General features: G+C 61.6%; 14 protein-coding genes and 1 pseudogene. 4 read left to right on the top strand and 11 right to left on the bottom strand.

The genetic code is table 11. The features are described 5' to 3' along the window. Positions 1–39: 39 nt before the first annotated feature. The 6 genes from G7068_RS15800 to G7068_RS15775 form a co-directional block, all read right to left on the bottom strand. The gene (locus G7068_RS15800) at positions 40–1,293 is read right to left on the bottom strand and encodes a glutamate-5-semialdehyde dehydrogenase (protein WP_166292843.1); all 1,254 of its coding nucleotides are present in this window, start codon (positions 1,291–1,293) and stop codon (positions 40–42) included. A 23-nt stretch (positions 1,294–1,316) separates the two neighbouring features. After that, positions 1,317–2,093: a glutamate 5-kinase gene (gene proB, locus G7068_RS15795; RefSeq protein ID WP_166292842.1), complete on the bottom strand. Its 777-nt coding sequence runs from the start codon at positions 2,091–2,093 to the stop codon at positions 1,317–1,319. Beyond that, positions 2,090–3,595 (bottom strand): GTPase ObgE, encoded by a 1,506-nt coding sequence (gene obgE, locus G7068_RS15790; RefSeq protein ID WP_166292841.1) that lies wholly within the window; start codon positions 3,593–3,595, stop codon positions 2,090–2,092. Before obgE ends, proB begins: the two co-directional genes overlap by 4 nt. Positions 3,596–3,683: 88 nt before the next feature. Then, positions 3,684–3,938: a 50S ribosomal protein L27 gene (rpmA, locus tag G7068_RS15785; RefSeq protein ID WP_166292840.1), complete on the bottom strand. Its 255-nt coding sequence runs from the start codon at positions 3,936–3,938 to the stop codon at positions 3,684–3,686. Positions 3,939–3,973: 35 nt separating this feature from the next. After that, positions 3,974–4,282, bottom strand: coding sequence for a 50S ribosomal protein L21 (gene rplU / locus G7068_RS15780; RefSeq protein ID WP_166292839.1), 309 nt, complete (start codon positions 4,280–4,282; stop codon positions 3,974–3,976). 156 nt (positions 4,283–4,438) lie between these two features. Beyond that, positions 4,439–6,904 (bottom strand): Rne/Rng family ribonuclease, encoded by a 2,466-nt coding sequence (locus tag G7068_RS15775; protein WP_166292838.1) that lies wholly within the window; start codon positions 6,902–6,904, stop codon positions 4,439–4,441. 241 nt (positions 6,905–7,145) lie between these two features. Here G7068_RS15775 and G7068_RS15770 point away from each other — a divergent pair, with 241 nt between their 5' ends. Further along, complete coding sequence (locus G7068_RS15770) at positions 7,146–7,757, top strand: vitamin K epoxide reductase family protein (protein WP_166292837.1); 612 nt, start codon at positions 7,146–7,148, stop codon at positions 7,755–7,757. Positions 7,758–7,768: 11 nt separating this feature from the next. Here the strand turns inward: G7068_RS15770 and coaE are convergent, their stop codons facing one another. Next, positions 7,769–8,383, bottom strand: coding sequence for a dephospho-CoA kinase (gene coaE, locus G7068_RS15765; protein WP_166292836.1), 615 nt, complete (start codon positions 8,381–8,383; stop codon positions 7,769–7,771). Positions 8,384–8,431: 48 nt separating this feature from the next. Here coaE and G7068_RS15760 point away from each other — a divergent pair, with 48 nt between their 5' ends. Next, a complete protein-coding gene (locus tag G7068_RS15760) occupies positions 8,432–9,046 on the top strand; it encodes a DUF4126 domain-containing protein (RefSeq protein WP_166292835.1) in 615 nt (204 codons plus the stop codon). A 220-nt stretch (positions 9,047–9,266) separates the two neighbouring features. Here the strand turns inward: G7068_RS15760 and rpsA are convergent, their stop codons facing one another. Beyond that, on the bottom strand, positions 9,267–10,718 hold the full coding sequence (rpsA, locus tag G7068_RS15755) for a 30S ribosomal protein S1 (protein ID WP_166292834.1): 1,452 nt from the start codon (positions 10,716–10,718) through the stop codon (positions 9,267–9,269). Positions 10,719–10,946: 228 nt separating this feature from the next. Between rpsA and G7068_RS15750 the strand changes: the two genes are divergently transcribed. Continuing rightward, positions 10,947–12,044 carry an N-formylglutamate amidohydrolase gene (locus tag G7068_RS15750; protein WP_166292833.1) on the top strand — a complete coding sequence of 366 codons (1,098 nt, stop codon included), beginning with the start codon at positions 10,947–10,949 and terminating at the stop codon, positions 12,042–12,044. Positions 12,045–12,067: 23 nt separating this feature from the next. On the opposite strand, the gene G7068_RS15745 is transcribed toward G7068_RS15750, so the two are convergent. Next, a complete protein-coding gene (locus tag G7068_RS15745) occupies positions 12,068–13,414 on the bottom strand; it encodes an anaerobic C4-dicarboxylate transporter (RefSeq protein ID WP_166292832.1) in 1,347 nt (448 codons plus the stop codon). Between the two features lie 136 nt (positions 13,415–13,550). Beyond that, a pseudogene (gene polA, locus G7068_RS15740) lies at positions 13,551–16,171 on the bottom strand (DNA polymerase I). A 91-nt stretch (positions 16,172–16,262) separates the two neighbouring features. Between polA and G7068_RS15735 the strand changes: the two are divergent. Beyond that, a complete protein-coding gene (locus G7068_RS15735) occupies positions 16,263–16,691 on the top strand; it encodes a hotdog fold thioesterase (protein WP_166292831.1) in 429 nt (142 codons plus the stop codon). Between the two features lie 68 nt (positions 16,692–16,759). On the opposite strand, the gene G7068_RS15730 is transcribed toward G7068_RS15735, so the two are convergent. Continuing rightward, positions 16,760–17,368 (bottom strand): ANTAR domain-containing response regulator, encoded by a 609-nt coding sequence (locus G7068_RS15730; protein WP_166292830.1) that lies wholly within the window; start codon positions 17,366–17,368, stop codon positions 16,760–16,762. Positions 17,369–17,511: the final 143 nt, after the last annotated feature.

Genomic DNA, 17,511 nt, shown 5'->3' with positions numbered 1-17,511 from the left:
TACAAATTGGATGGTCATCTAATAGTCTAGCGGTTTCGGCTAACGAACCTGACCCGCACCGCGCACAAGCCACTTTGTACTGGTCAGCTCAGACAAGCCCATCGGCCCGCGAGCGTGCAGCTTCTGGGTCGAAATTCCGACCTCTGCACCGAAGCCAAATTCGCCACCGTCAGTGAAGCGAGTCGAAGCGTTCACCATCACCACCGCCGAATCGACCTCCGCGAGGAACCGCTCCGCATTGGCATAATCCTGGGTCACAATGGCCTCGGTGTGCCGCGTCGAGTAACGATCGATGTGGGCAATCGCCTCGTCAATCGAGTCGACCACACGCACGCCCATTTCAAGCGCCAAGTGTTCGGTTGCCCAGGTGGAGTCATCGGCAGCGCCAACTTCGGCGACGATCGAGCGAACCACTTCGTCGCCGCTCAGTTCCACGTCGGCCGCGATCAGCTCCCCCGCGAGGCGGGGCAGCAGCCGCTCGGCGGCTTCTCGGTGCACAAGCAGCGTCTCAGCAGCGTTGCAGACGCTCGGGCGGTGAGTCTTTGAGTTTCGCACAATGTTCACGGCCATGTCTTCATCGGCCGTCGCATCAACAAACACGTGAACGATCCCTGATCCGGTCTCAATGACCGGCACGGTCGACTCCTGCACAACCGTCGCGATCAGGCCTGCACTTCCGCGCGGGATCAGCACGTCCACATACCCTCGCGCCTTCATCAGCCGCGCGGCGCCTTCACGCCCAAACTCGTCAATTGTTTGGACGGCGTCGCCATCGAGTCCAGCGCTGGAAATCGCGTTCTGGATCAGCTTCACGAGCACCGCGTTTGTGTTTTCCGCTGCGGTGCCGCCACGAAGAACCGCGCCGTTACCGCTCTTCAGCGCGAGGGCCACGATATCAACGGTCACGTTCGGCCGCGCCTCGTAGATGGCGCCAACAACACCAAATGGCACACGCACCTGATTGATCGTGATCCCATTCGCCAGCGTGCTGCCACGCACCACCTGACCAACCGGGTCGGGCAGAGCAATCACATCACGCACGGCCGCAGCCAGCGCCCGCAGGCGCGCCTCGTTCAGCATGAGCCGATCAAGCAGCCCCTCGCCAATCTGATCGGCGCGTCCGCGCTCCAGGTCACGAGCGTTCGCCTCGACAACGGCGTCAATCCCGTTCTCCAGGGCGACGGCAATGGCCTCAAGCGCGGCGTTCTTCTGGCCGGTAGTAACGGTTGCTAGGGACTTTGCCGCAACGCGGGCACGCTCAAGTTTGATGAGGAACGGGTCAACGGTTGACATAGCGCCAGTCTACCTTTCGACGATCACGCGGGCACGGGATCAAAACGCGTCCCGTGATCCGCCCCCTCGAGCACGGGTGCGAGCAAACGGGTCTCTGTCAGCAACACGGCAACACCCGCATCAGCCGCAAGCCTGGCGGCCTGCACCTTGGTCGCAGCTCCCCCGGTTCCCCAGCCAGACTGGGTCTCACCGATCTCGATGCCCTCGAGAGGGTCACCGTACGGAACGTGCGCGATCCGCGTTGCTCCAACCACTGTCGGCGGAGCGGTGTACAGCGCATCAACGTCGGAGAGCAGCACCAGCCGGTCCGCCTCAACAAGCCTGGCAACGAGCGCGGCCAGGCGATCATTGTCGCCAAACCGGATCTCATGGGTCGCAACGGTGTCGTTCTCATTAATGATCGGCAGGATCCCGAGCTGCAGCAGGCGCTCGATTGCGCGCCTAGCGTTGCCGCGGTGCGTTGGGTTTTCCATGTCATGTGCGGTGAGCAACACCTGACCTGCGATAATCTCGTGGCTGCCCAGGGCCCGCTGATACCGATTGACAAGGATGTTCTGGCCAACGGCGGCGGCGGCCTGCTGGGTTGCGAGGTCTTCGGGCCGCTCCTCAAGACGCAGGAACGGCACGCCGGTAGCGATCGCGCCACTGGATACCAGGATCACCTCAGCGCCGGCAGCGTGCAGGCGAGCGAGCGAAGACACCAGGGTCGGGATCTGGGATGCATTCTCACCGCTGACGGATGAAGATCCAACCTTGACGACCACACGACGTGCGGCCAGCAGCTCCTCGCCTACGCTCACGACTCCTCTTTCCACATCCCTGCTTTGCGCTCTCGCTCAAGCTCGGCGCGCGCTTCGGCCTTTGCATCCATGCGAGCGGTGTACTCCGCGCGACGCTCTTTGTTTGTACGACGATCGTTTGGATCGACACGCGAATCGGTGCCGCGAGCTCCCACCTGCACCTCGGCAGCGCTGGTGAGCGTCGGCTCCCAATCGAACACAACACCCGATCCAGGACCGATCACAACGGTCGATCCGGCAACGGCACCCGCCTTCACAAGCGCGTCGTCGATGCCAATCTTCTGCAGACGATCCGCGAGGTAACCAACAGCCTCGTCGTTCGTAAAGTCAGTTTGCTCAACCCAGCGCTCGGGCTTGATACCGAGCACACGGTACAGCGTTCCGTACGATCCGCCCTCAGTCGCGATGCGGAAGCCACCGTCGTTGACGGCCTTCGGCTTCAACACGATACGAGGCTTGCTCTCAGCCTCAACAAGCGCCTCGGCGCGAGCCTTCTCCACCAGCTCAGCAAGGGCGAAGCTCAGTGAACGAAGGCCCTCGTGCGAAGCCGCCGAGATCTCAAACACCCGGTATCCGCGTGATTCGAGTTCGGGGCGCACAAAATCAGCGAGATCACGGGCCTCAGGCACATCGATTTTGTTCAGCGCGATGAGCTGCGGGCGTTCCAGGAGCGGCGTCTGCCCTTCGGGAACGGGGTACGCACCCAGCTCGGCGAGAATAACCTCAAGATCTGAAATGGGATCGCGACCCGGCTCCAGCGTTGCGCAATCGAGCACGTGAAGCAGTGCGCTGCAGCGTTCGACGTGGCGCAAGAAGTCGAGGCCAAGCCCCTTACCCTCACTCGCGCCCTCGATTAGGCCGGGCACATCCGCGACCGTATAGCGGTGCTCTCCGGTTTCGACCACACCGAGGTTCGGGCTCAGCGTCGTGAAGGGATAATCTGCGATCTTGGGCTTGGCGGCACTCATTGCCGCGATCAGGCTCGACTTACCCGCGGAGGGGTATCCGACAAAGGCCACATCGGCGATTGTCTTTAGTTCGAGGGTGAAGCTGCCGCTCGTGCCGGCGGTGCCGAGGAGCGCGAACCCCGGCGCCTTGCGCTTCAGGCTCGAGAGCGCGTTGTTACCCAGCCCGCCAAGGCCGCCCTGAGCGGCAACGTAGCGGGTTCCGGCCTCCGTGAGGTCGGCGAGGGTTTCGCCCTTGTCGTTCTTCACTACCGTGCCGATAGGCACCGGCAGCAACAGTTCTTGTCCGTTGACACCGTCGCGATAATCGCCGGCACCGTAGCCGCCGTTATCGGCCTCGCGGTGAGGGCGACGATGGTACTCGAGCAGGGTTGTGACCTGCGGATCAGCAATCAGCACAACGTCGGCACCGTTACCACCGGCGCCGCCGTCTGGGCCCGCGAGCGGCTTGAACTTCTCGCGCCGGATCGACACACAACCGTTTCCGCCGCGACCGGCCTGCAGATGCACTTGCACCTGATCTACAAAGGTCACCATGCTGATCCCACCCGCCGAACTTCTGTGAATTCTTCTCTAGATACGGCAAAAGGCGAGCCGAAGCCCGCCTCGCCTTTGACTGCTTACGTTACGCAGCAGCTACGATGTTGACAACCTTGCGGCCGCCCTTTGCACCGAACTCTACCGAGCCAGCTGAAAGTGCGAACAGTGTGTCGTCCTTGCCGCGGCCGACGTTCACGCCGGGGTGGAAGTGCGTGCCACGCTGACGAACGATGATCTCGCCCGCGTTGACTTCCTGTCCGCCGAAGCGCTTAACGCCGAGGCGCTGCGCGTTTGAGTCGCGGCCGTTACGAGTTGAGCTTGCGCCCTTCTTATGTGCCATTGTCTCTAACTCCTTGAAGCTCTAGCCGTTACCGGTTACTTGATGCCGGTGATCTTGAGGCGGGTCAGATCCTGACGGTGACCCTGACGGCTCTTGTAGCCGGTCTTGTTCTTGTAACGCTGAATAACGATCTTCGGACCGCGGAGGTCGTCGAGCACCTCAGCCGTTACCTTCACCTTTGCGAGCGCGGCAACATCAGTGGTTACCTTGTCGCCGTCAACGAGCAAAACTGCAGGCAGCTGAAGCTTGCCCTTTGCGTCGCCCGCTACACGGTTGACGGTAATGATTGAGCCAACCTCAACCTTTTCCTGCCGGCCGCTTGCGCGCACTACTGCGTAAACCACTTGTCACCCTTTTCCTGAGGATTGTCTTACGTGTCGAATCGCGGCCTGGCCGTATTCGAAGTCTGAGTTACTCGTCACCCGCGAACGGACGACACCAACGCTCCATCGTATCTCACACATTCACTGATGGTCAAATACATGTCACGCGTGTCACGCCTAAGAGTTCGAGCGCCGCTGGGTTGTGGCGTCGAGAGCTTCGAGGAGTGACTGCTGAGCCGCCTGCGCTGCTTCCGAGCTCTGCTCGGCCGCACCACCCTTGAGCGTGCTCGTTGAGACCCGGCGACTGCGTGCCCGACCAGTTCCCGCGGCAGGAGCCTCTGGCAGCGCGTCAAGCACCGATCCAAGAAGGTCCGTGCTGAGAGCCTTGGATGCGCTTTCAGTCTTCTCACCCGCGTCTGCAGCGCGCTTCTGGCGCGACTGCACACGACCGGTCCGCTTAATAACGGGCTCGGCGGGAGCTTCAACGATCGGGAGCGAAACCTGCGATTCCGCGGCATCCGTCTCAGACTTAGCACCGGGGATCGTCGAAGCCGCAACCTGCGCAAGCATGTTTTTGGCACCGTCGGTGATCGCGTGAGTCTGCGACTTGGGCTCTTGTGCGGGCGCCTGCGATCCAGACGCAGCATTCGATCCTCTGCCGCGCTTCTGGTTTCGGGCGCCGCCGTCGGCGCTGCGGTGCTTGTTCACTGGATCGTGATGCACAATCACACCGCGACCAGCGCAGACGTCACAGGGCTCGCTGAACGACTCCAGCAGACCAAGACCGAGCTTCTTACGGGTCATCTGCACGAGACCCAGCGAGGTCACCTCGGCGACCTGATGCTTCGTGCGATCCCGGCTCAGGCACTCGACGAGGCGTCGCAGCACCAAATCGCGGTTCGATTCGAGCACCATGTCGATGAAGTCGATGACGATGATGCCGCCGATGTCGCGCAGCCGGAGCTGGCGAACGATCTCTTCAGCGGACTCGAGGTTGTTCTTGGTGACGGTCTCTTCGAGGTTGCCGCCGGTGCCCACAAACTTGCCGGTGTTGACGTCGACGACGGTCATGGCCTCGGTGCGGTCGATTACGAGCGAACCGCCGGAGGGCAGCCACACCTTACGATCAAGCGCCTTCGCGATCTGCTCGGTGATGCGGTACTCGTCGAAGACGTCTCGCTCACCCTCGTAGCGCTCAACACGCTGCAGCAGATCTGGGGCTACCTGCGAGAGGTAATCTTCGATCACCGTGTAGGTGTCGCTACCCGAGATGAGTAGGCGCTGGAAGTCTTCGTTGAAGACATCGCGAATAATCTTGATGAGCATGTCTGGCTCGGAGTGCAGCAGCACGGGGCCGCCACCCTTCTCGACGCGCTTCTGAATCGACTCCCACTGACGCGTTAGGCGCTGCACATCGTGTGTGAGCTGCTCTTCGCTCGCACCCTCGGCAGCGGTGCGCACAATCACGCCCGCGCCGCTCGGCAGAACCTCTTTAAGGATCTTCTTGAGGCGAGCACGCTCGGTGTCGGGAAGCTTGCGGGAGATTCCGTTCATCGCCCCGCCCGGCACGTACACGAGGTAGCGGCCCGGCAGCGAGATCTGGCTCGTGAGGCGAGCACCCTTGTGCCCCACAGGATCTTTGGTTACCTGCACAAGCACCTGATCGCCCGGCTTCAGAGCGTTTTCGATGCGGCGAGCAGTGTTGCCACCCTCAAGCTCAGACCAGTCAACCTCACCGGAGTACAGCACTGCATTGCGGCCACGGCCAATATCGACGAAGGCGGCCTCCATGCTTGGCAGCACGTTCTGCACGCGTCCGAGGTAGACATTGCCGATGAGCGAGTTCTCACTGGAGCGGGCGACGTAGTGCTCAACGAGCACGTTGTCTTCGAGCACACCGATCTGCACGCGATCCGAGGTCGAGCGCACAATCATCTGGCGGTCGACGGACTCGCGGCGGGCGAGAAATTCTGACTCGGTAATAACAACGCGGCGGCGACCTGCATCGCGGCCATCACGGCGACGCTGCTTCTTCGCTTCGAGGCGAGTCGAACCCTTGACCCGCTGAGGCTCAGTCACAAGGGGCGCTGCGGACCGCGAGCTGCGACGAGCGGAATCGTCTTCTGCCTCTGAACCGCCCGAACGGCGACGCTGGCGGCGCTGACCCGAGAAGCTATCGCGATCCTCGCGGTCATCACGCGAGTCACGATCATCACGATTGTTTCGATCGTCGCGCGAGTTACGGTCATCGCGGCGTTCGCGATCCCCCTCGCGCGTAAAACGCTGGTCGAGCATGTCGTCAAGACGACTCAGGTCTCCGCGACGGGGCCGGGGCTCGATCGGCGGCACATCCGGCGCCAGGAAGATAAGTCGAGTCGTCGCCCGGAAGCGCTCCTCTGGCGTCATCTCCGCAAGCGGGAGAATCAACTTTGGACCCTCCGGCTTTGCCTTCTCAGGCGCCTCAACACTCACTTCAACCGCGTCGACACCCTCAGCAGCAGTTTCCTCTGCAGAACCATCCTCGGCTGCAGCATCTACGTTTGACTGGTCAACGGTTGACTGATCAACAGTTTCTTGGGTTTCCGTTACAGAGTCTTGGCCAGCATCTGCCGCCAACTCTTCGGTGTTCTCGTTATTCACCATTCCTGGTGTGCTCCTCTGACCCGGGAGAACTGTGTTCTCGCCGGGAACCTATTCGTGCGGTGATGTTCCGCAAATTCTGTTCTCCGCGGATTAACCATCCGCGCTCGGTCAGCGACCGGTGGCTACCACTCGGTAGCCAAAAGACTGTGCGTGCGACTCACCTTCTCGGAATGCCACACCAACACTCATTATGTCACGGCCATCACCGAATGCGCAGCAAGGGGTAGATTATGATCGAACTATGAGTTCTGAACTTCGCACCGGATCACGCCCCGTCGGTTTCGCAATTTTCTCGATTGTCGCGGGCGTCATCGGGTGGTTCGCTTCGTTTGAGCTGCTTACCGAGTTCATTCACAAGCTCAAGGACCCCTCATACATTCCCAACTGCAATGTCAGCGTGATTGTGTCTTGCGGACCGAACATGGAGTCATGGCAGGGGTCGGCATTCGGCTTCACGAACACTCTGCTCGGGATCGCCGCCTTCATGGCGCCGATCATTGTTGGTGTTGCCCTGCTCGCCGGAGCAACATTTGCACCGTGGTTCTGGCGCATCTACCAGCTCGGCATGCTGGGCGGCATCTCGTTTGTTTTCTGGCTCGCGTTCCAGAGCATCTTCTCGCTCGGCACTCTGTGCCCGTGGTGCATGGTTGTGTGGACGGTCACGATCCCACTCTTCTGGGTCACACTCTTCCGCCCGTACGCAGTGGGTGACATCCCGGTGAAGCAATCGACGCAGCGACTCTTCGAAAAGCTTCTCTCGTGGGCCTGGGTCATTATTCTGATCTGCTACATCGCAATCGCTTTTACCGCCCAACTGCGCCTCGATTGGCTCGCAGAGTTCTCACGGGTCTAGTTCTCGAGGGTCTAGTGCGGCCCGGTGAGCCGCGCCCACAGCGCATCAACCTGCGCGAGCGTATCCGCCTCGCTTTTTGAGGTGTCGATGATTACATCGGCAATTGCACGGCGCTCTGCGTCGCTCGCCTGATTCGAGATGCGCCTGGTTGCATCTTCTTCCGTCATGCCCCGCAGCGAGACCATGCGCTGCACACGCTGCTCAGCTGGCGCGTCAGCCACGACAACAAGATCCCAGTTATTCGCCGAGGCGCGCTCATCGAGGGTCTCCACCAGCAAGGGGATCTCGTACACGATCACCGCCGAAGGGTCTACCGCACGCGCGGCAGTGATCCGCTCGTCAGCCAGTCGCTGCACCTCGGGGTGCACGATCGTATTGAGCTCGGCGAGCGCTTCGGGGTCGTTGAACACGACTCCCCCCAGCGCCGCACGATCCAAACTCCCGTCGCTCGTGAGCACAGCGCCACCAAAGCGATCCGCCACCCGTGAGAGCCCCGGAGTCCCGATGGCCACGGCGTCACGCGCGAGCTGATCCGCATCAATTCGCACCGCACCCAGTTCTGCCAGCCGAGCACCGATGGTCGATTTTCCGGAGGCGATACCCCCGGTGAGCGCAATGAGCGTCAAGCGAACCACTCCTTCACAGCCATATGCTGGACCCAGAAAGGATCCGCAATGATTGAAGTTATCACAGGGTTGACGCTCGCCGCCGCCGCTGGTCTCAACGCGTATATTCCGCTGCTTGGGCTCGGACTGCTCTCCCGGTTCACGGACATTGTGGATCTGCCAGCCAGCTGGTTGTGGCTCGAGAACGACTGGTCACTCGGCATCATCACCGTGCTGCTGGTCATCGAGATCATCGTGGACAAGGTGCCGGCTCTCGACAGCGTCAACGACGTACTGCAGACGGTCGTGCGCCCCGCCTCAGGTGGCATGGTCTTTGCTGCGGGATCTGCGAGCAACACACTCGCGGTCGAGGATCCCTCTGCGCTGTTCACATCTGCGCAGGTTTGGCCGTTTTTGCTCGGGGTGGGGATCGCTCTGGTCCCCCACATTCTGAAGGCGGTGGCGCGCCCGATCCTAAACGTCTTGACCGCTGGCGCGGGTGCCGCAGTCTCGAGTTTCTTCGAGGACCTTGGAGCTGCGGTGCTCACAATCCTCGCGGTCATCGTGCCGATTCTGGCCCTGATCCTGCTCGTACTAGTTGTGGTCTTGCTTGTGCGCAGACTCCGCCGCGCCGTCGCTGAGCGTCGTGCTCGGCGTGCGGCCGCCGCCCCTCAAGGAATGTAGCCCCCGTCCCCTTTTTCTCCCCGCCCCACCCTCCACCCTCCACTCTCCACCCTTCACCCAATCGGGTGTAGCCATATTGCTAGTTGGCTTTCGGTGAACTCGCAATATGGCTACACCCGATTGAAGTGCGTGGCAGGGTTGGGGTTGCGGGACCATATTGCTCCCTTAAACGCCAAAGGCCCGGTCCCACCGAGGTGGGACCGGGCCTTTGAACTAAGGGTTAGTTGCCCTCGAGCTGTGCCTTCAGCGCTGCAAGCGCCTCGTCATCAGCGAGTGCTCCGGCCGAAGCCGAATCGCTCGAGAAGCTCGATCCTGCAGCAGCGTCCTCGGACGCGGGTGCAGCAGCGATCTCAGCGGCAGAAGCAGCGACCTGCTTCTTGTGTGCTTCCCAACGCTCCTGGGCAGCTGCGTACTCGAGCTCCCACTTCTCGCGCTGGGTCTCGAAGCCTTCCTTCCAGTCCTGAGTCTCAGGATCGAAGCCCTCGGGGTACTTGTACTCACCGTTCTCGTCGTACTCGGTGGTCATACCGTAGAGAGCCGGATCGAACTCGGTGCCCTCGGGATCGACACCCTCGTTGGCCTGCTTGAGGCTGAGCGAGATGCGGCGACGCTCGAGATCGATGTCGATGATCTTGACGAAGACTTCCTGGCCAGCCGAAACGACCTGCTCAGCGAGTTCAACGTGCTGACCCGACAGCTCGGAGATGTGCACGAGGCCCTCGATGCCGTCTGCAACGCGAACGAACGCGCCGAAGGGAACGAGCTTGGTGACAACACCCGGGGCGATCTGACCGATCGCGTGGGTGCGTGCGAAGACCTGCCACGGATCCTCCTGCGTAGCCTTCAGTGAGAGCGACACGCGCTCGCGATCGTGCTCGACGGAGAGAACCTCGACGGTGACTTCCTGGCCAACCTCGACAACGTCGGAGGCGTGCTCGATGTGCTTCCAGCTGAGCTCGGAGACGTGCACGAGGCCGTCAACGCCACCCAGGTCAACGAACGCACCGAAGTTGACGATCGACGAGATGACACCCTTGCGAACCTGGCCGGGCTTGAGCTCGGCGAGGAAGGAGGAGCGAGTTGCCGACTGCGTCTCTTCGAGGAGCGCACGACGCGACAGGACCACGTTGTTGCGGTTCTTGTCGAGTTCGAGGATCTTGGCTTCGATCTCCTGGCCCAGGTAAGGGGTGAGATCGCGCACGCGGCGCAGCTCGATGAGTGAAGCGGGGAGGAAGCCACGGAGACCGATGTCAACGATGAGGCCGCCCTTGACAACCTCGATGACGGTGCCGGTAACAACACCCTCGGTTTCCTTGATCTTCTCGACATCGCCCCAGGCACGCTCGTACTGAGCACGCTTCTTGGACAGGATCAGGCGACCCTCTTTGTCCTCTTTCTGGAGAACGAGTGCCTCAACCGAGTCGCCAACCTCAACGACCTCGTCGGGGTTCACATCGTGCTTGATGGACAGCTCACGCGAGGGGATAACACCCTCGGTCTTGAAACCGACGTCGAGGAGAACCTCGTCGCGGTCGATCTTCACAACGGTGCCCTCGATGAGGTCTCCGTCGTTGAAGGACTTGATGGTCAGTTCGACCGCTGCAAGGAAGTCGTCGGCCGAGCCGATGTCGTTTACTGCAACCTGCTTGCGTTCGGTCGTTGCGTTCGTCATGTAATTGGTCTCCAGAATGGACAAGGAATCAGGCGTGTACGCGCCGGGAATCCGGCCGAGCAAAAGCTCGCGAGTCGCACACACGTGGACATAGTTGAGTCGCCACAAATGTGACACTCCATCCTATCCACCCGACACGCCCGAAATCAAGGCGACAACACATCTCCAAAGGATCCGCCGCCGCAAACACCCCTGGTGGGCGGGGAACCTCGTGGTTATGCTGAGGTCATGAGCGCCAAAGACCTCGACTTCATTCCCGCTGGGACGGTGTACACGGCCGAACAAATTACTCACTTCGCCGATCCCGATACACGCAATCTCGAGCAAGCGATCGTCGAGGCCGACCTGCTGGTCAGTACTCCCCACTCGGGCGCTGCGATCCCCGAAGAACTCGCCGAGTTCATCTCGCCCGAGCTCACCCGCCGCCTGCAGTACGACTTCACCGATGTTGCCACGGCCGCGATCGTGAAGCGATGGGCTGAGATTGATCCCCGCATAGTGGCGGTTGTTAATCCTCACCCTCGTCTGGTTCGGGATCCAAATCGCCCAAAGCCCGCCGACGTTCGAGGTGATCTCAAGGCCGCCATCGAGCGGGTGCGCGCCGCTGGCGCCTGGAACCCCGTCGATTTGAGCGGGGTGGACGCCATCAGGCCGGTCACCTTCTCGTTCTTTCCGATCCTGCAGATTCCCTCCTCAGATGCCGGCCTGCAGCGCCTCGTAGATGCATTCGCGGAGGCGGCCGAGCAGGGCCTTGGTGTGTACGAGCGCACGCGCGACGCACTCACCGAGCAGTTCGTCGCGCATGGACTCGCAAACGGGGGCACCTTCACTCGGCTGTCCTTCCACGACACGATGAACACCACGACTACACGCGAGGGCGCCGTGAATGTTGCCCGGGCGAGCAAGGATCAGTTGCCGAGCGTGGTTGCCCTTTCAAATCGAGGTGATGCGCTCGGCGAAGAGAGGGACCCGCAGGATCCGCCGACCATGCAGCCCGCGGCGATTCAGCGCCTCGCTGAGGCGCACCGCGAGGGATTTGAGGTAAACGATCCCGGTTCAGTGCAGCTCAACAAGCCCTACCTGGGCAGCCAAGAAATTCGCGCGGACGGTGCCAGGTTCCGCGCACTCAGCGCCGACGCTGCTGCAGCGGGCCTACAGCTGGGAGCCGTGCAGGCAGAGTTTCTGCGCGAGTTTCTGCTCGGCGCTGCTGCGACCGCGATCCTGCACGAACCTGGAACCGATTGGATCGTGGAAGATCCAGAGCACATCGACGCGATCGCCCACGCCTGCAAACGCTCGTGGGACGCGTTTCGTGACGCGTCTTAGCGGCTCCCAATGGGCCTGACCGACTATCCACCGCCCCACATCGCACCGAACGCCGCACCCGCGGCAATCGTTGTGGCCGCGAGCGCAAGCGTCGGTACGAAGAACGAGTGGTCGACAAGCTTGGTACCGAGTTTGGTACTGCCCGAGGTATCAAAGTTTGCCGCCGCGATCTGCGAACCGTTTGTGGGCAGCAGGTAGATTCCGGCAAACGCGCCCGCCCACATGCCCGACAGCACTCCCAGTGGAATGCCCGCTGCTAAACCGATCGGCACGATCGTTCTTGTTGCAGTCGACTGGCTTGTCGTAAGCACACACACGAGGAATACACCGAGGGCAAAGATCCACGGTGCGGCTTCTACGAGCCCACCGACGCTGTCGGCAATGAATTCGGTGTGGGCGCCTAGGAAGGTATCTGTCAACCAGGCCAACCCGAAAAGGGCAATCGCCGAAACCATACCGGCTTTGAACACCGTCATGGTTGGGATCTCGGACACCTTCGGGCGCGACACCAGCAGAATGAGCGTGCCTGCCACAAACATGACGATCTCAATGATGGGTGTCATCGTGACAGGATCGCCGTTGCCGTCGAGCGGCCGCAGATCTTTAAAGAGGCCAAACACCACAATGGCTGCCACACCGAGCAAAAAGATGGTCGCTGCGTTTCGCCCAGCTTTTGTGACCGTCACCTGCGCCTGCAGGGCCTGCGCATTCGCGTGTGGAGCTTCGAGCTCTCCGGCCTCGATCTTGGCCTGGATCTCGGGATCATCGGCGATGTCTTTGCCGAGCCTGTTGACCACAATGCTCGACAGCATAATGCCGACCACTGCCGCCGGGATCGTCACCTTCAGGATGTCGACAAGCTCAAAGTTCCAGGGTGCCGTATCGGTCAGCGTCACCATTGCCGCCATCGCCGCGGAAACCGGGCTACAGGCGAGCGCAACACCGGTCGCGACGACCGACAGCGAGAGCGGTCGCGAGGGCCGGATCCCGTTTCGGTATGACAGGTCTTGGATCACCGGCAGCAGCGGATACAAAATGTTCGAGGTGCCTGCCCCAACCGAGAACAGGAACGACACGAGCGGGGCCACGAGGGTGATCTGCTTGGGGCTCCTCGCAATGAGCTTGGCCGCGATCGACACCATCCAGTCGATGCCACCGGCGGACTGCATCATTGAGGAGGCAAGCACCACCGCGAGCACGATGAGCAGGGCATCGACGGGAGGATCTCCCGGCGTCAGCCCAAACACAAACACGAGGATCGCGACGCCGGTGCCGCCCCACAGGCCAAGCCCAACGCCGCTGGACCGGGTGCCCATGACGATACAGCCAAGAACTACAAGCAGCTGAGTGACAAACAACACGGTTTCCATCGCTGAGCCCCTATCGACGCCGATTCCTACCCTGATAGTAGCGAGTCAGCGCCTTCTCGCGATAGGGCATAAATCGAAACTAGCTAGTGAGGCGAACGGCGAACGGGCGTATTGCCCCGCCAACTGGCAAACGGTATTAGTGCGCCGCGGCGTTCCAGTTCGGGCCGTGCCCGAGCTGCACCTCAAGCGGCACCGACATGTCGGCGGCGCCAGCCATCTCCTCGCGCACGATCACCTCAAGGGCATCCCACTCCCCTCGGCAACCTCAAACATGAGCTCATCGTGAATCTGGAGAAGCATGCGCGAGCTCATCGAGGCCTCGCGCATGCGACGCTCAACCTCGATCATGGCGCGCTTGATGATGTCGGCAGCGGATCCCTGGATCGGCGCGTTCAGTGCAGCACGCTCAGCGTTTTCGCGCAGGATGCGGTTCGGGCTCGCCAGATCAGGGAACGGCCTGCGGCGACCGAAAATGGTCTCGGTGAAGGTATCGCGCTTCGCCTGATCCACGACGGAGCGCAGGTAATCGCGCACGCCGCCGAATCGCTCGAAGTAGTCCGTCATGAGCTGCTTCGCCTCGGCGGCCGAGATGCCGAGCTGCTTTGAGAGACCAAAGGCCGAGAGGCCGTAGGCGAGACCGTAGGACATGGCCTTCACCTTGGAGCGCATCTCGTTCGTGACCTCATCAGGCTCAACACCAAAGATGCGCGAGCCGACAAAGCGGTGGAGATCCTCACCCTGGTTGAACGCCTCGATGAGGCCCTCGTCGCCAGAGAGGTGCGCCATGATGCGCATTTCGATCTGCGAGTAGTCGGCTGTCATGAGGGTGTCGAACTCGGGGGCGTGAATGATGCCCTCGCGAATGCGGCGGCCCTCTTCCGAACGCACCGGAATGTTCTGCAGGTTCGGGTCGGTTGAGGCGAGGCGGCCCGTGCTGGATCCGGTCTGCACGAAGGTGGTGTGGATCCTGCCGTCTTCCTTCACGGCCTTGATCAGGGTTTCGACCATCTGCCGCAGCTTGTTGGCGTCGCGGTGCGCGAGCAGTGCATCGAGGAAGGGGTGCGGGTTCTTGACCTGCAGATCGGCGAGCGCGGCGGCATCGGTTGTGTAGCCGCTCTTGGTCTTGCGGGTCTTTGGCATTTCGAGCTGCTCGAACAGCACCTCCTGCAGCTGCTTCGGCGACGAGAGGTTGACCTCGCGGTCGATGGCCGCAAACGCCTGCTTCTCGAGATCAGCGACGCGCTCGCGCAGCTCGGCGTCGTGCGCCTCGAGCAGAGGCAGGTCGATCTGCACACCGCGGTACTCAAGCGCGGCGAGCACGGGCACGAGTGGCAGCTCGATGTCGCGGTAGATCTCGCCGGTGCGCGACTGGAACCGTTCGACCACGGCCGCGTGCGTGCGCACCGTGTACCACGCGAGCGCCGCGGCGTCAGAAACGGTGCCCTCATCAGGCACAAGCTGGTTCGGATCGCCCTGCGGCACTTCTTCGCCCAGGTAGCGGAAGGCAGCGTCGGCAATATCTTTCTCGGCGTTCGAGGGGCGCAGCAGCCAGGACGCGATCAGAAGGTCGCCCGCGACACCACCGATCTCTTTGCCGAGGCGCTTTGCGAGGCCAATCTGCTGCTTCGAATCCCAGAACATCTTGGGCGCGTCGGAAGCGAGCCACTCCTCAAACTGGGTGTAGTCGCGGCCGCCAAGCTGCCACTGGAACAGGACCGAGGTGGTGGCGGTCGCCAAACCGACCTCGATCCCAGAGCCAACCTCGCGCAGCAGCACCGCTGGGGTGTCTGACTTGGCGAGCCAGTCGCCGAGTTCTTCGTCGATAAGGTTCTTGGCCTCGGGCTTTTCTGGCGCCAGCGATACCGCGGCTGTCGCACCGCCAGTCGGCACCTCGGCGCCTGCAAGCTTGGCGACGCGCTGCAGCAGCGTGCGGAACTCGAGCTGGGCAAACACCTGCTGCACGGCTGCCATGTCCATCTCGCCGCGTTTCAAATCGTCGAGCTCTACGTCGAGTTCAACGTCGCGCACGAGCCGGTTGAGCCGGCGATTGCGTACGGCGAGATGCGCGTTCTCGCGCAGGCTCTCGCCAACCTTGCCGCCGATCTCGTCTTGGCGGCGCAGAATCTCTTCGAGTGAGCCAAACTGGTTGATCCACTTGACCGCGGTCTTCTCGCCAACTTTGGGCACACCTGGCAGGTTGTCGCTTGTCTCCCCCACCAGTGCCGCGATCTCGGGGTACTGCTCGGGGCGGATCCCGTAGCGTTCCATGACCTTTTCTGCGTCGTAGCGAGTGAGCTCGCTCACGCCCTGCTTCGAGGGGTAGAGCAGCGTGACGTTATCGTCGACCAGTTGAATCGTGTCGCGATCCCCACTCACCACCAGCACACGGTAGCCAGCCTGGCTGCCGCGGGTTGAGAGTGTCGCGAGAATGTCGTCTGCCTCAAAGTTCTCTTTTTCGATGGTGCGGATCCCCATCGCGTGCAGCGCCTCCTGCAACAGCGGGATCTGGCCCTTAAATTCGGGGGGCGTCTCACCCCGAGTGCCCTTGTACTCGGGGTACTCCTCGGTGCGGAACGAGTGCCGCGAAATATCGAAGGCAACCGCGAGCGAGTCGGGCGTTTCGTTGCTGAGCAGGTTGATCAGCATCGCGATAAAGCCGTGAATCGCGTTCGTATGCTGCCCCGTCTGCGTCTGGAAACTATCAACGGGCAGCGCATAAAAGGCCCGGAAGGCCAGCGAGTGGCCGTCGATGATCATGAGGGTAGGCTGAGGCGTATTCGACACGCACACAAGCCTACAAGCCTGGGCTGCTCGCGACCACAGTTGCCCCGCAGAGAAAGATGCTGAAATGACCGAAGCTTCCGTTGCCCCCGCCGATGCGCTCGCCTATGTTCGCGAACGTGGCCTCGGCGCACTCGCCGACAAAATGGGCATCGAGATTCTTGAGTTCAATGTTGAACGCGCCGTCGCCACCATGCCGGTTGAGGGCAACACACAGCCCATCATGCTGCTGCACGGGGGTGCTTACGTCGTGCTGGGCGAGTCACTCGGCTCGATGCACGCAAACCTTGTGGCACCAGAAGGGTACGTTGCGGTCGGGGTCGACATCAACGCGACCCACACGGGGTCTGCGACCTCCGGGCTCGTGACGGGTGTGTGCACGCCGGTTCACACGGGGCGCTCGATCGCGGTGCACGAGATCGTGGTGAGCGATGAGCGGGGGCGCAGGTGCTCGACTGTGAGGATCACGAACCACTACAAGAAGCTCAAGGCTTAGTCTTTTCGCGATACAAATACAAATGCCCGAAAGTCATTCACGACTTCCGGGGCATCTGTGTTTAACAACTAATCCTTTTTGGCACCGAGCTGGTCGATGATGGTCTTCGCCACGTCCTGCATGGTGAGGCGGCGGTCCATCGATGCCTTCTGGATCCAGCGGAACGCCTCGGGCTCACTGAGGCCCATCTTGTCGTTCAGGATCCCCTTGGCGCGGTCAACCAGCTTCCTGGTTTCGAAGCGCTCCGCGAGATCGGATACCTCGCTCTCAAGGGCCACGATCTGCTGGAAGCGCGAGAGTGCGATTTCGATGGCGGGGATCAGGTCTGCGGGGGTGAACGGCTTCACCACGTAGGCGAGTGCACCCGCCTCGCTGGCGCGCTCAACCAGTTCACGCTGGCTGAAGGCGGTGAGCAACACCACGGGGGCCATGTGAGTCTTGTTGATCTGCTCGGCAGCGGAGATGCCGTCAAGCACGGGCATCTTCACGTCCATCACAACAACGTCGGGGCGCAGCTCTTCAACCAGCTTCACAGCGGTTTCGCCGTCGCCAGCCTCGCCAACTACATCGAATCCGTTATCGCGAAGGGTCTCAACGATGTCAAGGCGGATCAGGGACTCGTCCTCCGCAACGACAACGCGGCGCGGGGTGCTCGGGGCAGTGCTTTGGTCATTCACGCCGTTCAGCTTACCGGCTCAGGCTGGTGAGAGGCTGCAACATTCCCGGCTGTTGAAAAGACGGGTGATTCTGCGACCCAAAAGCTGCGCTATTGTAGATCTGGTGTTCCGATCGAATCGGCACCACAAACAACTGAATAGCA

The organism is Leucobacter viscericola (genome assembly GCF_011299575.1).
GTDB lineage: Bacteria > Actinomycetota > Actinomycetes > Actinomycetales > Microbacteriaceae > Leucobacter > Leucobacter viscericola.
Note: the sequence above shows the minus strand (reverse complement) of the source record. Positions and strands in the feature narration are given on the sequence as shown.

Excerpts from the sequence above, each read along its gene's own strand:
- G7068_RS15760 (WP_166292835.1), top strand. The coding sequence starts at position 8,432 with ATGATTGAAGTTATCACAGGGTTGACGCTCGCCGCCGCCGCTGGTCTC.
- G7068_RS15800 (WP_166292843.1), bottom strand. The coding sequence starts at position 1,293 with ATGTCAACCGTTGACCCGTTCCTCATCAAACTTGAGCGTGCCCGCGTT.
- G7068_RS15745 (WP_166292832.1), bottom strand. The coding sequence starts at position 13,414 with ATGGAAACCGTGTTGTTTGTCACTCAGCTGCTTGTAGTTCTTGGCTGT.
- rpmA (WP_166292840.1), bottom strand. The coding sequence starts at position 3,938 with ATGGCACATAAGAAGGGCGCAAGCTCAACTCGTAACGGCCGCGACTCA.
- G7068_RS15735 (WP_166292831.1), top strand. The coding sequence starts at position 16,263 with ATGACCGAAGCTTCCGTTGCCCCCGCCGATGCGCTCGCCTATGTTCGC.
- G7068_RS15775 (WP_166292838.1), bottom strand. The coding sequence starts at position 6,904 with ATGGTGAATAACGAGAACACCGAAGAGTTGGCGGCAGATGCTGGCCAA.
- obgE (WP_166292841.1), bottom strand. The coding sequence starts at position 3,595 with ATGGTGACCTTTGTAGATCAGGTGCAAGTGCATCTGCAGGCCGGTCGC.
- G7068_RS15750 (WP_166292833.1), top strand. The coding sequence starts at position 10,947 with ATGAGCGCCAAAGACCTCGACTTCATTCCCGCTGGGACGGTGTACACG.
- rpsA (WP_166292834.1), bottom strand. The coding sequence starts at position 10,718 with ATGACGAACGCAACGACCGAACGCAAGCAGGTTGCAGTAAACGACATC.
- G7068_RS15770 (WP_166292837.1), top strand. The coding sequence starts at position 7,146 with ATGAGTTCTGAACTTCGCACCGGATCACGCCCCGTCGGTTTCGCAATT.